We start from the raw sequence: 17,665 nt of genomic DNA, 5'->3' as shown, positions 1-17,665 counted from the left end.
GCCGTCGCCGGGCCCGCTGTCCGCCGCGCCCCGTGCCGGGCGCTCCCGCTCAGTCCTCGGGCTTGCCCGCCCACGTGCCGAGCGAGTGCCCGATGTGCCGCTCCATGAGCGCCTTGGCGCCCGGGCCGTCGCCGGCCGCGAGCAGGTCGAGCAGCTCGTGGTGCTCCTGCGCGGAGCTGGCCAGGGTGCCGCTGGCGACCATCGTGGACAGCCCCAGCAGCCGCGCCCGGTCCCGCAGGTCGGCCACGATCTCGCCGGCCACCGGGTTGCCCAGCAGACCCATCAGCCGCAGGTGGAACGCCTGGTCGGCCTGCAGGTAGGCGACGAGGTCGCCCGTCCGTGCGCCCTCGACGATCTCGTCGGCGAGCGCACGGAACTCCCCGAGCTGCGCCACGGGGAACGACCTGGCGAGCCGTTCCATCCAGACCGGCTCGATCACGAGCCGGACCGCGGCGACGTGCCGCAGCGTCTGGTCGCTCACCCGCGTGACGCGGAATCCCTTGTTGCGCACCGCCTCCAGGAACCCGCGCCGCTCGAGGTCGAGCACGGCCTCCCGGACCGGCGTCGCGGACACGTCGAACCGCGCGGCCAACGTGGGCACCGAGACCAGCTCACCGGGCTCCAGCTCGCCGGCGACGATCGCCGCCACGAGGGCACGGTGCACCTGCTCGCGCAGGCTCGCGACCGGCGCGAGACGACGGACCGAGGGGGTCGATGATGCTGAGCTCATGGTGCTCTCCAGGGGTCGGGCTACGACAGTAGAATATTACACACGACGGAGAACTCGTCGTCAACGCCGCCAGAGGGTACCTGAGCGCAGCCCAGTTCGCCGGTCTTTCGCCCGCCAGAACCCGCGTTATTTCGCCGAAACGCGACGTTTACATTCACCCCGTCGACAGCACCGCTTCATCTCAGTAACATATCACGCATCACATATCGAAGGCGGGTCGGGTCGACGACGACCCCGCCGCGCCCGGGCCCTACCCGTACGACCACCCGACGCAAGTCACCGATCGAGAGGCCACACCGTGAAGCACCATCGGATCGCGACAGCAGCCATCGCCGTCGTCACGACTCTCACGCTCGCCGCGTGCGGCGGCGGCAGCAGCCAGAACGCCTCCTCCGGGGGCGGCGGGTTCACGGCCGAGCCCGCCACGGGCGGAACCGTCCACGTGCTGCAGAACGCCGACTTCTCCTACCTCGACCCGGCCCGCGGCTGGGACGGCGGGGTGAACAACTTCTACCGGCTCGTCTACCGCCAGCTCACGACCTCCGCCCCGGGCTCGTCGGACAACCCGACCGAGATCGTCCCGGACCTCGCCGAGTCCCTCGGTGAGGTGTCCGAGGACGGCCTGACCTGGACGTACACGCTCAAGGACGGGCTGAAGTTCGGCAACGGCGACCCCATCACCTCGGCCGAGGTGAAGTTCGGCATCTCCCGCGCCTGGGACCCGGAGATCGGCATCGGCTCCCCGTACCTCAAGCAGGTCATCGACGCCCCCGAGGGCTACGAGGGCCCGTACCGCACCGGCGACCTGCCGACCATCGAGACCCCGGACGAGAAGACGATCGTCTTCCACCTCAAGGAGCCGTTCCCCGAGTTCGACGCCGTGCTCTCCCAGGTGAACGCCACGCCGTTCCCGGAGGGCACCGGCGCCGGGGACGAGTTCATCCACGAGATCATCGCCTCGGGCCCCTACCAGCTCGCCGAGTACGTGCCGGGCAGCACCATCAAGCTCGAGCGCAACGAGAACTGGGACCCGGCCACCGACGAGGTGCGCGCCGCCAAGCCGGACGCCTGGGAGTTCACCATCGGCCTGGACCCGGCCACCATCGACGAGCGCCTGATCGCCGGGCAGGGGGCGGACGTCAACGCGATCGCCGGCACCGTCCAGCCCGCCACGCTCCCCCGCCTGCAGACGCCGCAGCTCAAGGAGCGCACGCTGCAGCTGCCGGGCATCTGCACCACGTACATGGGTCTGAACACCACCAAGAAGCCGCTCGACGACGTCCGGGTGCGCCAGGCCATCAGCTACGCCATCGACCGCAACGCCATCGTCAACGCGAGCGGCGGCACGCAGCTCGGCGAGCCGTCCACGACGATCCTGCCCAAGACCGTGGCCGGTCACAAGGACTTCGACCTGTACCCGTCCGCGGACGGCACGGGCGACGTCGAGGCCGCGCAGAAGCTGCTGGACGAGGCCGGGCTGTCCGACGGGTTCACCCTGACGCTCGACATCCGCGCCCAGGAGTCCATGCAGGCCCAGGGCGAGGCGGTCCAGCAGGCGCTGGAGCGCATCGGCATCACGGTCGAGCTCAACCTCATCGACACCGCCACCTACTACGAGACCATCGGCACCCCGTCGCAGCAGCACGACGCCGCCATCACCGGCTGGTGCCCGGACTGGGCCTCCTCGGCGGCCACCTTCATCCCGCCGCTGTTCGACGGCCGGAACATCTACGAGAAGGGCAACTCGAACCTCGCCCAGCTGAACGACGCGGACGTCAACGCCCGGATCGACGAGATCAAGGCGATGACCGACATCGACGCCGCCAACAAGGAGTGGGGCGACCTCGACGAGCAGATCCTCGAGCTGGCCCCGATCGTGCCGCTCATGGTCGCCAGGACCGTGTCGCTCCCCGGCGAGAACGTGACCGGCCTGTTCTCCTCGGCGAACGCGGCGACCGGCGGCATCGACTACGTCGGCGTCGGTCTCAAGGACCCTGAGAAGGGCTGATCCATGACGTCCTCCCCGACGGAGCTCACGGCCGCCCAGGCCGAGCCGGCCGGGACCGACGCCACCCCGCAGGCGCCGGCGGCAGCAGCCGCCGGCGCCGTCCGGGCGGGTGCCGGCGGTACCTGGCAGGCCCTGCGCCGCGACGTCGGCGCCATGCTCGGGCTCGGCTACATCGTGCTCGTCACCCTGGTGGCGATCCTCGCACCCGTGCTCACCTCGATCAGCGGCTGGACGCCGTACGCGTTCGACCAGAGCGCGATCGACCCCAACCTCGGCGGCATGCCCATCGGGCCCTGGGGCGGGGTCGGCGCCGAGCACTGGTTCGGCGTCGAGCCGGGCAGCGGCCGCGACATCTTCGCGCGCATCGTCTACGGCGCGCGGGTGTCCATGAGCATCGCGCTGTCCGCCACCGTGCTGACCACGGTGCTGGGCGTCTCGCTCGGGCTCGTGGCCGGGTACTTCGGCGGCCGGGTCGACCTGGTGATCTCGCGCGTCATGGACTTCCTCATGGCCTTCCCGGCGCTGATCTTCATGATCGCCGTGCTGTCGGCCCTGCCGGCGAGCAACAGGTCCACGCTGCTTGTCGTGGTCATCTCCGTGTTCGGCTGGCCCTACCTGGCGCGCATCGTGCGCGGGCAGACCATGTCCCTGGCCCAGCGCGAGTTCGTCGAGGCGGCCCGGGCGGCGGGCGCGAGCGGCACGCGCATCGTGTTCCGCGAGATCCTGCCCAACCTGCGCTCCACCATCATCGTCATGGCCACGCTCGCCGTGCCCGGCTACATCGGCACCGAGGCCGGGCTGTCGTTCCTCGGCGTCGGCGTGGTGCCGCCCGCGCCCAGCTGGGGCCAGATGATCGCCGCGTCCGTGAAGTGGTACGCCGTCGACCCCGCGTACTTCGTCTTCCCCGGCGCGTGCCTGTTCCTGCTCGTGCTCTCGTTCACCGTGCTCGGCGACCGCCTGCGCGCCGTCGTCGACGCCCAGGAGGGTCGCTGATGCCAAGGTTCCTGCTGACCCGGATCACGTCGGGACTCGGCGTGCTGCTGCTCGTGTGCCTGTTCACGTTCGTGGTCTTCTTCGCGCTCTCGCCGGACCCTGCGGTACAGATCTGCGGCAAGAACTGCACGCCCGAGGTCATCGACCAGATCCGCGGCAACCTCGGGCTGGACCAGCCGTTCTGGACCCAGTTCTTCCACTTCGTCGTCGGCATCTTCGCGGGCCGCACCTACGGCGAGGGCGCGGGCGCGATCGAGTGTGCCGCCCCGTGCCTGGGCTACTCGTTCCAGTCCAGCCAGGCCGTGTGGGACATGATCGTGCAGCGCCTGCCCGTCTCGGCCACCATCGCGGTGGGCGCGGCCGTGCTGTGGCTGCTCGCCGGGCTGGCCGGCGGCCTGCTCAGCGCCGTCAAGGAGGGCACCTTCCTCGACCGGTTCACCACCGGCCTGACACTGACCAGCATGTCCATCCCCAACTACGTGCTCGCGCTCGTGCTGCAGTACGTGCTGGTGGTCCAGCTGCAGTGGCTGCCGTTCCCGCAGGCCGTCGCGTTCCTCGACGACCCCGGGCAGTGGTTCGCGAACTTCGTCATGCCGTGGATCGTGCTCGCCGTCGGCTACGCGGCGTCCTACACGCGACTCACCCGGGCCAACGTGCTCGACGTGCTGCGTGAGAACTACGTACGCACGGCCTACGCCAAGGGCCTGGCGCAGCCGCTGGTCTGGCGCCGGCACGCGCTGCGCCCCGCGCTGACGCCGATCGTCACGATCTTCGGGATGGACTTCGCCGGCCTGCTCGGCGGGGCGCTCATCACCGAGACCGTCTTCGGCATCAACGGCGTGGGCAAGATGGCCGCCGACTCCATCGCCCGCAACGACCAGCCGGTGATCATGGGCGTCACCCTGCTGGCCGGGTTCCTCGTCGTGGTCGGCAACATCGTGGTCGACGTCGTGTACACCGCCATCGACCCGAGAGTGCGGGTGAACGCATGAGCCTGCTGACGGTACGTGACCTCACGGTCACCTTCCCCACCCCGCGCGGGCCGCTCGACGCCGTCCGCTCCCTCGACCTGGACCTGGAACCCGGCGGTGCCCTGGGCATCGTGGGCGAGTCCGGCTCCGGCAAGTCCATGACCAGCCTCGCGATCATGGGCCTGCTGCCCCGCGCCGCACGCCGCACGGGCAGCGTGCTGCTGGGCGACCAGGAGCTCGTCGGGATGTCCGAGGCCGGGCTGCGCCGGGTGCGGGGTGACCGCGTCGCGATGGTCTTCCAGGACCCGCTCTCCTCCCTCAACCCCTACTACACCGTGGGCCTCCAGATCGAGGAGGCCTACCGGGCGCACCGGCCCGGCACCACGCGGCGCGTCGCCCGGCGGGTCGCGATCGAGGCGCTGGAACGCGTGCACATCCGCGACGCCGCCCGGCGCGTGGACCACTACCCGCACCAGTTCTCCGGCGGCATGCGCCAGCGCGTCATGATCGCCATGGCCCTGAGCACCGAGCCCGAGCTGCTCATCGCCGACGAGCCCACCACGGCGCTCGACGTCACCGTGCAGGCGCAGATCCTCGACCTGCTGCAGGAGATCCGGCGCGAGACCGGCACCGGCCTGGTGCTGATCACGCACGACCTGGCCGTGGTCAGCGAGGTCACCGACCACATCGTCGTCATGAAGGACGGCGAGTGCGTCGAGCGCGGTGCGGTCGAGCAGATCTTCACCGACCCCCGGCACCCCTACACCCGGGCGCTGCTCGACGCCGTGCCGCGCATCGACGACGAGATCGGCGAGCTGCGGGCGGTCACGAGCGCACCGAACGAGAAGGACGGAGGTGCCGCATGAGCACCCCCCTGCTGAGAGCCACCCACCTCGTCAAGGAGTTCCCCGTCCTGGGTACGGGCGGGCTGCTGCGCCGTCCGGACACCTTCCGGGCCGTGGACGACGTGAGCTTCGAGATCCACCCGGGCGACACGCTCGCCCTGGTGGGCGAGTCGGGCTCGGGCAAGTCGACGACGGCGCGGCTGGCCGCCCGGCTGCTGGACGCCACCTCGGGCACCGTGGAGCTCGACGGCGAGGACGTGACCCGGCTGGGCCGGGCCGACCTGCGCCGGTTCCGCAGCGACGTGCAGGTGGTCTTCCAGGACCCGTTCTCGTCGCTCAACCCGCGGCACACCGTGGAGCGCATCGTCACCGCTCCCCTGGTCTACCAGCAGCGCAGCATTCCCGGCGGGGCCCGCGCGTTCACCCGGTCGCTCATGGAGCGGGTGGGGCTGGACCCGGACCACTCGCAGAAGTACCCGGCGCAGTTCTCCGGCGGGCAGGCGCAGCGCATCGGCATCGCCCGTGCGCTCGCCGTCGGGCCGCGCGTCGTCGTGTGCGACGAGGCCGTCTCGGCCCTGGACGTCTCCGTCCAGGCGCAGGTCATCAACCTGCTGCGCGACCTGCAGCGGGAAGAGGGCCTGACCTACCTCTTCATCGCGCACGACCTGGCGGTGGTGCGGCAGATCGCCACCCGGGTCGCGGTGATGACGCAGGGCCGCATCGTCGAGCAGGGCGACCGGGACGCCGTCTTCGACAGCCCGCGGCACGAGTACACGCGCAAGCTGCTCGACGCCGTGCCCCGCATCCGTCCCGAGTGGGAGGCTCAGCGGCGGCGCAACGCGGCGCTCGCCGCGGAGGGGGCCCGATGAGCGCCGCCTGGACCACGTACCTGCTGCCCGGCATCGGCGTCCGCGAGCGCCGCCTCGCCGTGCCGCTGGACCGGAGCGGCCGCCTGCGCGGGGAGGTGTCGTTGCTGGTCCGCGAGCTGGTGGACCCGACGCGGCGCGACGAGGACCTGCCCCTGCTGGTGTACCTGCAGGGCGGGCCGGGCGGGGCCAACCCGCGGCCGCTGCGCCGGGACGGCTGGCTGGACGTGGCGCTGCGCGACCACCGCGTGGTGCTGGTGGACCAGCGCGGCACGGGCGGCAGCTCACCGCTGGACGGCGAGGCGGTGGCCGGGCTGGACGCCCGTGCAGGGGCCGACCTGCTGGCGTGCCACAGGGCCGACTCGATCGTGGCCGACCTGGAGGACGTGCGCCACCAGGTGTACGGCGGGCGGCCGTGGACGACGCTCGCGCAGAGCTTCGGCGGCTGGATCACCCTGACGTACCTGTCCTTCGCCCCGGAGGCGCTGCGCGCCTGCTACGTGGCGGGCGGCATCCCGGGCACGCCGCCCGACGCCGCGGAGGTCTACCGCCGCACGTTCGGCCGGGTGGCGGCCAGGACCGCGGAGTTCTACCGGCGCTACCCGGCCGACGTCGAGGCCGTGGCCGCCATCGCGGACCGGCTCGCGCAGGGCGACGTCCTGCTGCCGGACGGCGACGTGCTGACCGTCCACCGGTTCCAGTCCATGGGCATCGACCTGGGCATGAAGCCGGGGCCGGAGCGCCTGCACTGGTTCGTCGAGAAGGCGTTCGCCGCGCCGGGCCGGCTCTCGGCGGGGTTCCTGCAGGAGGCAATGGTGCGCACGGCGCAGGCCGACGGCCCCCTGTTCTGGACGCTGCAGGAGTCGATCTACGGGCACGGCGTGGGCGGACCCACGGGCTGGGCGGCGCAGGCCGAGCGCGACCGGCGCCCGGAGTTCGGACCGGACCGGCGTCCGCTGCTGTTCACGGGCGAGATGGCGTTCCCGTGGATGTTCGACGAGATCCGCCTGCTGCGCCCGTTCGCGGGTGCGGTGCACGAGCTGGCGGCGCGCCAGGAGTGGCCGCCGCTGTACGACCTGGACCGTCTGGCGGCCAACGAGGTGCCCCTGGCGGCCGTCGTCTACCACGACGACATGTTCGTGGACTGCGGCCTGCAGCTCGACACGCTCTCGCGGGTCGGGTCGGCGCAGGCGTGGGTCACCAACGAGTACGAGCACGACGGGATCGGCGACGGGCGGGTGCTGGAGCGCCTGCGGGAGCTGGTCCGCGACCGAGGAGGAGAGATTCGATGACGAACCCGGAACGCCCGCCGTACGCGGGAACGCGTGCGCCGCGCCTGGTCGAGAGCGGCGGCTTCAACGACTACATGGCACGCGGCTGGGGAGCGCCCGACGTCGTCGTGCCGCTGCCCGCGGGTGCGGCCGAGGCCGCGGCCGCGCACCGTGCACGCCTCTCGGAGCGCATCGGCGCGGCCGACATCGTGGTGGGCGCGGGCAGTGCCGCCCTGCGCAACGGGGACGTGCAGTACGGCTTCCGCGCCGACAGCGACTTCGTGTGGCTCACGGGTGCGCAGGCCGAGGCCGGTGTGCTGGTCCTGCGCGCCGTCGGCGGCGGCCACGACGCGACGCTCTACCTGCCGCCGCCCGCCAAGCCCGGCGACCCCGCGTTCTTCGGCAACGCGGCGTACGGCGAGCTCTGGGTGGGACCGTCGCCCGACCTGGCCGCGTGGGCCGAGGCGCTCGGCATCCCGGTCGAGCCGCTGTCCGCGCTGGACGGCGTCCTGGAGGGCCTGGGCGGGGCGCTCGCCACGCCGTCGGTGGACACCGACGTGGTGCGCCGGTTCGGTCTGAAGCCGTCGGAGGACCTGTCCCGGGCGCTGTCCGACCTGCGGATGATCAAGGACGACTGGGAGGTCGCCCAGCTCCGGGAGGCCGTGGACCACACGGTCACCGGGTTCGAGGCCGTGGTGGCCGAGCTGCCGCGCGCGATCGGCGGGCTCGGCGAACGCTGGCTCCAGGGCACCTTCGACCGGCACGCCCGCACGTTCGGCAACGGCCCCGGCTACTCGACGATCGTCGGCTCCGGTCCGCACGCCCCGACCCTGCACTGGGTGCGCTGCGACGGGCCCGTGCTGCCCGACATGCCGCTGCTGCTCGACATGGGCGTCGAGGCGAGCTCGCTGTACACGGCGGACGTGACGCGCACCGTGCCGCCGACGGGCACGTTCAGCACGGTGCAGCGGCAGGTGCACGACCTGGTCGAGAAGGCGCACCGCGCCGGCATGGCCCAGATCCGGCCGGGCGTGGAGTACCTCGACTTCCACTTCGCCGCGATGGAGGTGATCGCCCAGGGCCTGCACGACTGGGGGCTGCTGGACGTGTCGGTCGACGAGGCCCTGTCCCCCGGCGGGCAGCAGCACCGGCGCTGGCTGGTCTGCGGCGTCGGGCACCACCTGGGGCTGGACGTGCACGACTGCGCCCACTCCGACTACGCCGCCTACCAGGCCGCGCCCCTGGCCCCCGGGGTGGTGATGACGGTCGAGCCGGGCCTGTACTTCCACGCCCACGACGAGACCGTGCCGCCCGAGCTGCGGGGCATCGGCGTCCGCCTGGAGGATGACCTGCTCGTCACGGCCGACGGCGCCGAGGTGCTCTCGGACGCGCTGCCGATCGACGCCGCCGGCATCGAGCGCTGGACCGCGGAACGGCTCGGCGATGGCTGAGGCCGTGCTCCCCGCCCCGAGCCGCCCCACCGTCCCCGCCCGGATGGCCGAACCGTTCGGCCTGGACGCCGTCGCGCTGCACGAGGGGATCTTCACGCGGGCCCGGGACCAGGTGCTGCACCTGGCGCGCGTCTACCCCGTCGACCGGCTCCTCGCCGTCTTCCGCGCCAACGCCGGCCTGGACACCCGCGGCGCACTGCCGCCGGGCGGCTGGGAGGACTTCGGCCACGCCGACGAGGAGGCGTGGGGCCCCGACGACTACCCCGGCCGCGAGGCCGCTCCCACGGCCAACCTGCTGCGCGGTCACTACGCCGGCCACTTCCTGTCGATGCTGGCGATGGCGGCGGGCGGTGCGGACGACGACGTCGTGCGCGCCGAGCTGCGCGCCAAGGTCGACGAGATGGTCGAGGGGCTGCGGGAGGTCCAGGAGGCGCTCGCGGCCACCGGCCGGTACAGCCACCCGGGGTTCCTGGCCGCGTACGGCGAGTGGCAGTTCTCCCGCCTGGAGCACCTCGCTCCCTACGGCGAGATCTGGGCGCCGTACTACACGTGCCACAAGATCATGGCGGGCCTGCTCGACGCGCACCGGCACACGGGCTCGGCCACCGCGCTGGAGGTGGCAGCGGCGATGGGGCGCTGGGTGCACGGCCGGCTCTCCGTGCTGCCGGCCGAGCAGCGCGCCGCCATGTGGGCCCTGTACATCGCGGGCGAGGCGGGCGGCATGAACGAGGTGCTGTGCGAGCTCGCGGTCCGCACCGGCGAGGAGATCTTCGTCGGGACGGCCCGCCTGTTCGACCTGGACTCCCTGCTGGACGCCGCCGCCGAGGGCCGGGACGTGCTGGACGGCATGCACGCCAACCAGCACGCCGCCACGCTCCTGGGCTACCTGGCCCTGCACGACCTGACGGGCGAGGCGCGCTACCGCGACGCCGTCGTCCACGTCTGGGACATGCTCGTGCCCGGCCGCACGTTCGCCCACGGCGGCTCGGGCGAGAACGAGCTGTGGGGACCGGCCGGCGCCGTGGCCCGCGACATCGGCACCCGCAACGCCGAGACCTGCGTGGCCTACAACATGCTCAAGCTCGCCCGCGCGCTGTTCGAGCGCACCGGTGACGCGCGGTACGCCGCGTACCACGAGCGGGCCGTCACCAACCAGGTGCTCGGCTCGCGGCGGGACGCCGACTCCGACGACTCCCCCGAGGTCACCTACATGTTCCCGGTCCACCCGGGAGCCCTGCGCGAGTACGACAACGTGGGCACGTGCTGCGGCGGCACGGGGCTGGAGAACCACGTCAAGTACCAGGACTCGGTGTACTTCCGGTCCGTGCCGGGCGCCGCGCGCACGCTCTGGGTCAACCTGTACGTGGCCTCGGCGCTGGACTGGGCCGAGCAGGACGTGCGGGTGGTCCAGGAGACCGCCTACCCGCTGGAGGGCACCAGCCGGATCACGGTCGACGCGACCGGCGACCTCGAGCTGCGCCTGCGGGTGCCGGACCAGGCCGGGTTCGGCGTGCGCGTCGACGGCGAGGCGCAGCCCGTCCGGGCCGAGGGCGGGTACGTCGTGCTGCGGCGCGACTGGACCCCCGGCACGGTGGTCGAGATCGCCCTGCCGCTGGCCCTGCGCGAGGTGCCCGCGCCGGACGACCCGTCGCTGGTCACCCTGGAGCTCGGGCCGACCGTGCTGCTGGCACGCAGCGAGGCCACGACCTGGTTGCCGCTGTCCGCCGCGACGTGGCGGCGTCTGGACGGGACCCTCGACGCCCCGCTGGACCCGGTCGGCGACGGCACGTGGCGGCTGGGCGACCTGGTCCTGGAACCGGCGTGGTCCGGGTCCGACGCCCGCTACCACATGTACCTGCGCCGCTCGGACGCCCGCATCGCGTTCGCCGGGGCACGCACCAACGTACCGAACGTCGCGCGCGAGGACGGCCGTACCTTCCTCGACGTGCTCTGGTCGGACGGCGGCTTCGCCTCCCGGGCCGGCCTGCTCCGGGCGGTGCTGCGCACCACCCGCGAGTTCGTGGACCTCGGGCTGCTCGGCGCCGCCGAGGCGGAGGCCGTCCTGGAGGCCGCCGTCCGCTCGTCCGTCGGCGAGGTCACGGACACGGCGGCCGAGGCCGCGTTCCTCGCCGAGGCGCAGGCGGACCTGCGGACCACGGCTCGCGCCGGGTCCGCTCCCCGCGTCGACCTCGTCGCGGCGACGACCCCCGCCGTCACGGGCTGGTACCGCCGGCCGGCCGAGCTCACCGTGACGGCCCGCGCCGACGCCGGTGAGCCCACGGTCGAGACCCGGGTCGGCGACGCGCCCTGGACCCCGGCGGGGGCGGAACCGCTGGTCGTGGGCGACGGCGTGCACACCGTGCGGGCGCGGGCGACCGACCGCGACGGACGCGAGCGGCACGTCGTCCGCGAGGTGAGCGTCGACACCGCACCGCCGGTGACCACCGCGACCGTCCGGCGCCTCGGTGCCCGCGGCGTCGAGATCAACCTGACGGCCACCGACGACGTCTCCGGTGTGGACAGCATCCGCTGGAAGGGACCCGACACGTTCTGGGCCACCTTCCGGGAACCGTTCACGCGGGCGCTGTCCGACGAGCCCCAGGTCATCGAGTTCACCGCGACCGACCGCGCGGGCAACGCGGAACCGGTCCGCACCCTGGTGCTCCCGCCCGCCGGCTGACCCCGGCACCCGCCGTGCAGGTCGTTCCGGTGACCTGCACGGCGGGCGGCGCCGGACGCGACCAGCCGACCCGCCCACGGGCGACGGTCCGGCCCCTGGACCGGCCCACGAGCCGGGATGTCAGTGGCGGCGCCTACGGTCGTCCCATGAGCGAGCCACGGCCCTTCACGATCGACGTCCCGGACGACGTCCTGACCGACCTGCGCGAGCGCCTGGCCCGCAGCCGCATCCCCGACGACTCGCCACGGCGGCCGCCGTCGGGCATGACGGCCGGCTACCTGCGCGAGCTGGTGGAGCACTGGATCGGCTGGGACTGGCGGGCGCGGGAGGCGTGGCTCAACGAGCACCCGCAGTTCACGGCCCGGATCGACGACGTCGACCTGCACTTCGTCCACCGCCGCTCGGACCGGGCGGACGCCCCCGCGCTGCTCGTGATGCACGGGTGGCCGCACACGTTCGCGCTCCAGCTCGACTTCGCCGACCTCCTGCCCGACGTCCACGTGGTCGTGGCGAGCCTGCCCGGCTTCGCGTTCTCCTCGCCCTACGCGAAGGGGGCGATGACGGAGACGCGGCTCGCGGCCACGATGCACGCGCTGATGACCGACGTGCTGGGCTACGGGCGGTACGTCACCTACGGCGAGGACGTGACCGCGAACGTCAGCGACCTCGTCGCGGCACGGTACCCGGAGCACGTGGCGGGCATCGTCGCCACCCACGCGCACTTCCCCACCCCGCAGGAGCGGGCGGCCGACGACGACCGGGCGGTCCGCGACTTCTTCGCCCGGATCGCCGCGCGGCACACGGCCGACGGCGCCTACGGGCACGTCCAGGCCACCCGGCCCGACACGCTGGCGACGGCTCTCGACGACTCCCCGGCCGGCCTGCTGGCCTGGCTGACCGAGAAGCTCGTCGAGTGGAGCGACACGCCGCCGGGTGACCCACGCGCGGTGGAGCGCCGCATCTCGCGCGACCGCATCCTCACCGAGGCCACCATCTACTGGGTCACCCGGACGATCGCGTCGTCGTTCCGGCCGTACTACGAGGGCGCCGACCAGCCGGGACCGATCCCGCCGACGACCGTGCCCGCGGCCGTGCTCGTCCAGCGGCACGAGGCGGACTACCCCGAGTCGCTCGCGCGCCGTCACTACCTCGACCTGCGCACGTTCGACCGGCTCGTCGAGGGCGGCCACTTCACGGTCGGCGAGGTGCCCGGGGAGATGGCGGCGCGCGTCCGGCAGTTCCTCCGGTCGCTGGAGCCGCGGTGAGGAGCAGGCAGCCTCAGGCCACCGGCTCCAGCCGGATCACCGGGAACTTGCGGTCGGTGTGGGTCTCGTACTCCTTGGCGTCCGGCCAGTACTCCGCCCAGAGGCCGTACAGGCGCTCCCACTCGGTGTCCCCGGGGCGGACGACGTCCGCCTTCGCGCGCAGGGTCCGGTCCCCCACCTCGATGGTCACCTCGGCGGGGCCGTCCTCGACGTTCGCGACCCAGGCCGGGTCCTTCGGCGCGCCACCCATCGACCCGACGACCAGGTAGGCGTCGCCGTCGGTCGCGGCCACCAGCGGCGTGATCCGCTCCGTGCCGCTGACGCGCCCGACGTGGTGCAGCAGCACGAGGCGCTTGCCCAGGAAGTGCCCTCCGGCGACGTCGGCGCCCAGCACGCCCGCGTTCGCCCGGAACGCCTCGATGATCTGAGTGTTCATGTCTGCCATGTCGTCCTCCTCGTCCGCCCGCCGGCGACCCGGCGGAAACCTAACCGGACTTTACCCCGGTTAACGCTCCGGCGATAGCATCCGCCCATGAGCACACCCATGACGTGGGGCACACCGCAGCCCGAGCGCGCGGACGCCGCGCGCAACCGGCAGGTGCTGCTCGCCACGGCACGGGAGCTGCTGGCGGAGGCGGGCCCCGAGTGCCTCACCATGGACCTGCTCGCCGAACGGTCGGGGCTCGGCAAGGGCACGGTGTTCCGGCGCTTCGGCAGCCGCGCGGGGATCTTCCAGGCCGTCCTCGACGACGCCGAGCGCGACCTGCAGCAGCAGGTGCTCAGCGGGCCGCCCCCGCTCGGCCCGGGCGCACCCCCGGTCGACCGGCTGATCGCCTACGGCACGGCCCGCATCCGCTTTCTCGCCGAGCACCGGGCCGTCGCGCGCGCGACGATCGACGGCCGCGGCTCGGCCGAGCGGAGGCCACCCCTGACCGAGATCCATCTCCGGGTGCTGCTGCGCGAGGCGGCCCCGGCGGGCGCGGACGTCGACGTGCTGGCCGCACAGCTCACGTACGCGCTCGACGGGCCGCTGCTGCTCCAGCTCGTCGCGGGCCCGGACCTGGCCCGGGGCACCGAGCGGTTCGAGTCGGGCTGGCGCTACCTGGTCGAGCGCCTGTGCGGCCCGCCGGACGGCCGCCACGAAGACGGCCGGCCCGGCTGAGGCACCGCCTCCTCACGCGTGCGTCGGCGCCTCGTGCCGGGCGTGCTCGGCGGGTTCGAGCTGGAAGGTCGAGTGCTCCACGGACACGTCGAACTGGGTGGCCACGCACCGCTGGAGCGCGTCGAGCACGGGCGGCGCGTGCCCGTCCCGGAAGCAGGCGTCCCGCACCACGACGTGCGCGCTGATGGTGGGCAGGCCGGTAGCGACCAGCGACGCGTGCAGGTCGTGCACGGACTCGACGTTCTCCACCTCCAGCAGCCGGGCGCGCACCTGCTCCAGGTCGATGCCGGGCGGCGTGGCCTCCAGCAGCACGTTCGCCGACTCCACCAGGAGCCGCACGGCCCGGGGCAGGATCAGGACGGCGATGACGAGCCCCGCGACGGCGTCGGCCCGCTGCCACCCGGTGGTCGCGATGACCACCGCGGCGACGATCACCGCGACCGAACCCAGCGCGTCGTTCACGACCTCCAGGAATGCGGCACGCAGGTTGAGCGACGCCGACCTGCCCCCCGCCAGCACCAGCAGGGCCACGACGTTGCCCGCCAGGCCCACGACGCCGAACACCAGCAGCCCCGGCCCCGGCGCCTCGGCCGGCCCGACGAGGCGGCTCACCCCCTCGACGAGCGCGTACACGCCGACGGCGAGGAGCACGGCGGCCTGGGCGAGCGCCGCAAGGATCTCGGCCCGCCGGAAGCCCCAGGTCCGCCGCGGCGAGGGCGGGCGCAGGGCGAGCGAGGCGGCGAACAGCGCGATGGCCAGCCCCGCGACGTCGGTCAGCATGTGCGCGGTGTCGACCAGCAGCGCGAGGCTGCCGGTCAGCACCGCACCGACGGCCTGGGCCAGGAACACCGCAGCCGTGATGCCGAACGCGACGGCGAGCCGGCGGCGGTTGCCCTCCTCGCCCGCGGCGCCGTGCGCGTGCCCGTGCGCGCCGTGGTGGTGGTCGGCCATGGTTCGCTACCTCTCGTCCTCGGTGCCGTGGTCGTGGGCACCCGCCGGGGCTCCCGTCAGCGCGAGCAGCCGCTCGGCCGCGGCCAGCACGTCGAGCATCCGCTCCGGGTGGGTCAACGAGTAGACCGATGCCCGGCCCTGCGGCCGGGACTCGACCAGACCGCAGTCACGCAGGCAGGCGAGATGTTTCGAGACGGTCGACTGCGCGAGCCCCAGGTGACCGGTCAGGTCCACGACCCGGTGCTCACCCAGCCGCAGGTGCTGCAGGATCACGAGCCGTGACGGGTCCGCGAACGCGTGGAACAGGTCCGCGGACGCCGCCGGCGACTCCAGGACCGACTCGTCACCCAACCCGTCGCCCAACTCATCGTCTACAGCCTCTGTCATCGCCATATGGCGATGCTAACACCCGGCCGCGACGCGGGCACCCCAGGCGACCGCCGCCGCGTCGAGCAGGTCGCCCCACGGCGTCGGGCGCACGCCGAGCACAGGAACCAGCGCGCGGGCAGAGCTATTAGTCATACAGGTTGCTGACTTGTATGCTCGAACTACCCATCCGCAAAGGAGCGACATGACCTACCAGCCCGATGCCGTCCGGACCGTGCGGCTCTCGACCGTCACCCTTCCGCTGGCCACCGCGATCTCCGACGCCAAGGTCTTCACCGGCCGGCAGAAGCCCATGACCGAGGTCGTGTTCCTGCTCGCGGAGATCACCACCGAGCAGGGGTTCGAGGGCCTCGGGTTCTCCTACTCCAAGCGCGCCGGCGGCCCGGCCCAGTACGCGCACGCCAAGGAGGTGGCGCAGGCCGCCGTCGGCGAGGACCCCAACGACATCGCCAAGCTCTACACCAAGCTGCTCTGGGCGGGCGCCTCCGTGGGCCGGTCCGGCGTCGCGACGCAGGCGCTCGCCGCGATCGACATCGCCCTGTACGACCTCAAGGCCAAGCGCGCCGGGCTGCCGCTGGCCAAGCTGCTCGGTGCGCACCGCGACTCCGTGCGCACCTACAACACCTCGGGCGGCTTCCTCAACGCGAGCATCGACGAGGTCAAGGACCGCGCGAGCCGGTCCATCGCCGAGGGCATCGGCGGCATCAAGATCAAGGTCGGCCTGCCCGAGGGCGCCACAGACCTGGCCCGGGTCGAGGCCGTCCGCGAGCACATCGGCCCCGACGTTCCGCTCATGGTCGACGCCAACCAGCAGTGGGACCGCACCACCGCCCTCCGGATGGGCCGCCGCCTGGAGCAGTACGACCTCGTCTGGATCGAGGAGCCGCTGGACGCCTACGACGCCGAAGGGCACGCCGCGCTCGCCACCGCGCTCGACACGCCGATCGCCACGGGCGAGATGCTCGCGTCGGTCGCCGAGCACGAACGCCTGATCGCCACCCGTGCGTGCGACATCATCCAGCCCGACGCCCCGCGCGTCGGCGGCATCACGCAGTTCCTGCGGCTGCTCACCCTGGCCGACCAGGCGGGCCTGGACCTCGCACCGCACTTCGCGATGGAGATCCACCTGCACCTGGCCGCCACCTACCCGCGCGAGCCGTGGGTGGAGCACTTCGACTGGCTGGACCCGCTGTTCAACGAGCGGCTGGAGACGAAGGACGGCCGCATGCTCGTCCCCGACCGTCTCGGCCTGGGTGTCACGTTCAGCGACCAGGCCCGCGCCTGGACCACGGACACGGCACTGTTCGGCCCGTCCTGATCCCCCGCCGCACGGGCGGCACGAGCACGCACCGAGATGGAAGCATGAGGCCATGGCCCGGACGCTGAGCGGAACCCTCGTCGAGACCCTGCGCACGCGCATCGCCAACGGCGACATCGCCCCGGGCGAGAAGCTGCCCAGCGAACCGCGCCTCGCCGTCGAGCACCAGGTCAGCCGCACGGTGGTGCGCGAGGCCATCGCCCGGCTGAACCTGGAGGGCCTCGTGCACACCCGGCGGGGCAGCGGCAGCTACGTCCTGACCCCGCCGGCCGACGACGCCGCCCCCGTCGCCCGCTCCCTGGCCGACCGGATCGCCCTGGTGGAATACCGCACCGCGCTGGAGACCGAGGCCGCGGCGCTCGCCGCCGCCCGGCGCACGCCTGCGCAGCTCGCGGCCCTCGGCGACCGGCTGGACGCGCTGGCGTCGGCCCATGCACATCCGGCCACGGCCGTGCAGCACGACTTCGCGTTCCACCGCCTGGTGGCCGAGGCGGCGGGCAACAGGTTTCTCCTGGAGGCCCTGGACCGGCTCGGCCCGCAGATGATCGCGATGCCGCGGGGCCGGCTCGCGCCGTCCGAGGGCGCCCGGAGCGGTGACGCGCACGACGGCGGCCGGTTCGCCGCCGTCGTCCACGAGCACCGCGCCGTCCTCGACGCGCTCACCGCGCAGGACCCGCTCACCGCGGCCGCGGCGATGCGGCTCCACCTGACCTCCACCCGCCACCGACTGGAGGCGGAGGCCCCCACCGCCTGACCCCGGCGGCGGG

General features: G+C 73.1%; 16 protein-coding genes. 12 read left to right on the top strand and 4 right to left on the bottom strand.

The features are described from left to right. Positions 1-49 precede the first annotated feature (49 nt). Complete coding sequence (locus ACIBBF_RS15535) at positions 50-730, bottom strand: GntR family transcriptional regulator (RefSeq protein ID WP_397414813.1); 681 nt, start codon at positions 728-730, stop codon at positions 50-52. 298 nt (positions 731-1,028) lie between these two features. On the opposite strand from ACIBBF_RS15535, the gene ACIBBF_RS15530 reads away from it, so the two are divergent. The 9 genes from ACIBBF_RS15530 to ACIBBF_RS15490 all read left to right on the top strand — a co-directional run bounded on the left by ACIBBF_RS15530 (position 1,029) and on the right by ACIBBF_RS15490 (position 13,080). Further along, a complete protein-coding gene (locus ACIBBF_RS15530) occupies positions 1,029-2,738 on the top strand; it encodes an ABC transporter substrate-binding protein (RefSeq protein ID WP_397414811.1) in 1,710 nt (569 codons plus the stop codon). A gap of 3 nt (positions 2,739-2,741) precedes the next feature. Further along, a complete protein-coding gene (locus tag ACIBBF_RS15525; protein ID WP_397414809.1) occupies positions 2,742-3,731 on the top strand; it encodes an ABC transporter permease in 990 nt (329 codons plus the stop codon). Then, positions 3,731-4,723: an ABC transporter permease gene (locus tag ACIBBF_RS15520; protein WP_397414807.1), complete on the top strand. Its 993-nt coding sequence runs from the start codon at positions 3,731-3,733 to the stop codon at positions 4,721-4,723. The genes ACIBBF_RS15525 and ACIBBF_RS15520 overlap by 1 nt, the downstream gene beginning before the upstream one ends. Further along, a complete protein-coding gene (locus tag ACIBBF_RS15515) occupies positions 4,720-5,568 on the top strand; it encodes an ABC transporter ATP-binding protein (protein WP_397414805.1) in 849 nt (282 codons plus the stop codon). Before ACIBBF_RS15520 ends, ACIBBF_RS15515 begins: the two co-directional genes overlap by 4 nt. Then, the gene (locus ACIBBF_RS15510) at positions 5,565-6,416 is read left to right on the top strand and encodes an ATP-binding cassette domain-containing protein (protein WP_397414803.1); all 852 of its coding nucleotides are present in this window, start codon (positions 5,565-5,567) and stop codon (positions 6,414-6,416) included. Before ACIBBF_RS15515 ends, ACIBBF_RS15510 begins: the two co-directional genes overlap by 4 nt. Beyond that, on the top strand, positions 6,413-7,705 hold the full coding sequence (locus tag ACIBBF_RS15505) for an alpha/beta fold hydrolase (protein WP_397414801.1): 1,293 nt from the start codon (positions 6,413-6,415) through the stop codon (positions 7,703-7,705). The genes ACIBBF_RS15510 and ACIBBF_RS15505 overlap by 4 nt, the downstream gene beginning before the upstream one ends. Next, positions 7,702-9,135, top strand: a complete 1,434-nt coding sequence (locus ACIBBF_RS15500) for an aminopeptidase P family protein (RefSeq protein ID WP_397414799.1) — start codon at positions 7,702-7,704, stop codon at positions 9,133-9,135. The genes ACIBBF_RS15505 and ACIBBF_RS15500 overlap by 4 nt, the downstream gene beginning before the upstream one ends. Continuing rightward, entirely contained in the window at positions 9,128-11,815 is a 2,688-nt protein-coding gene (locus ACIBBF_RS15495) for a beta-L-arabinofuranosidase domain-containing protein (RefSeq protein WP_397414797.1), read from the top strand. The genes ACIBBF_RS15500 and ACIBBF_RS15495 overlap by 8 nt, the downstream gene beginning before the upstream one ends. A gap of 146 nt (positions 11,816-11,961) precedes the next feature. After that, positions 11,962-13,080, top strand: coding sequence for an epoxide hydrolase family protein (locus tag ACIBBF_RS15490; RefSeq protein WP_397414795.1), 1,119 nt, complete (start codon positions 11,962-11,964; stop codon positions 13,078-13,080). Between the two features lie 13 nt (positions 13,081-13,093). On the opposite strand, the gene ACIBBF_RS15485 is transcribed toward ACIBBF_RS15490, so the two are convergent. Beyond that, positions 13,094-13,525, bottom strand: coding sequence for a nitroreductase/quinone reductase family protein (locus tag ACIBBF_RS15485; RefSeq protein WP_397414793.1), 432 nt, complete (start codon positions 13,523-13,525; stop codon positions 13,094-13,096). Between the two features lie 87 nt (positions 13,526-13,612). On the opposite strand from ACIBBF_RS15485, the gene ACIBBF_RS15480 reads away from it, so the two are divergent. Continuing rightward, complete coding sequence (locus tag ACIBBF_RS15480) at positions 13,613-14,242, top strand: TetR/AcrR family transcriptional regulator (RefSeq protein WP_397414791.1); 630 nt, start codon at positions 13,613-13,615, stop codon at positions 14,240-14,242. Between the two features lie 12 nt (positions 14,243-14,254). Here the strand turns inward: ACIBBF_RS15480 and ACIBBF_RS15475 are convergent, their stop codons facing one another. Together ACIBBF_RS15475 and ACIBBF_RS15470 are read right to left on the bottom strand one after the other, a co-directional pair. Further along, the gene (locus ACIBBF_RS15475; RefSeq protein WP_397414788.1) at positions 14,255-15,193 is read right to left on the bottom strand and encodes a cation diffusion facilitator family transporter; all 939 of its coding nucleotides are present in this window, start codon (positions 15,191-15,193) and stop codon (positions 14,255-14,257) included. Positions 15,194-15,199: 6 nt separating this feature from the next. After that, the gene (locus ACIBBF_RS15470) at positions 15,200-15,586 is read right to left on the bottom strand and encodes an ArsR/SmtB family transcription factor (protein ID WP_397414786.1); all 387 of its coding nucleotides are present in this window, start codon (positions 15,584-15,586) and stop codon (positions 15,200-15,202) included. Between the two features lie 178 nt (positions 15,587-15,764). Between ACIBBF_RS15470 and ACIBBF_RS15465 the strand changes: the two genes are divergently transcribed. Both ACIBBF_RS15465 and ACIBBF_RS15460 read left to right on the top strand, forming a co-directional pair. Further along, positions 15,765-16,898: a mandelate racemase/muconate lactonizing enzyme family protein gene (locus ACIBBF_RS15465; protein WP_397414784.1), complete on the top strand. Its 1,134-nt coding sequence runs from the start codon at positions 15,765-15,767 to the stop codon at positions 16,896-16,898. Between the two features lie 52 nt (positions 16,899-16,950). Next, positions 16,951-17,652, top strand: a complete 702-nt coding sequence (locus ACIBBF_RS15460; protein ID WP_397414781.1) for a FadR/GntR family transcriptional regulator — start codon at positions 16,951-16,953, stop codon at positions 17,650-17,652. Positions 17,653-17,665: the final 13 nt, after the last annotated feature.

Source organism: Promicromonospora sp. NPDC050880 (assembly GCF_044456525.1).
Classification (GTDB): Bacteria; Actinomycetota; Actinomycetes; order Actinomycetales; family Cellulomonadaceae; genus Promicromonospora.
The sequence above is the reverse complement of the archived record's forward strand: the minus strand, read 5'-3'. Positions and strand labels throughout refer to the sequence as shown.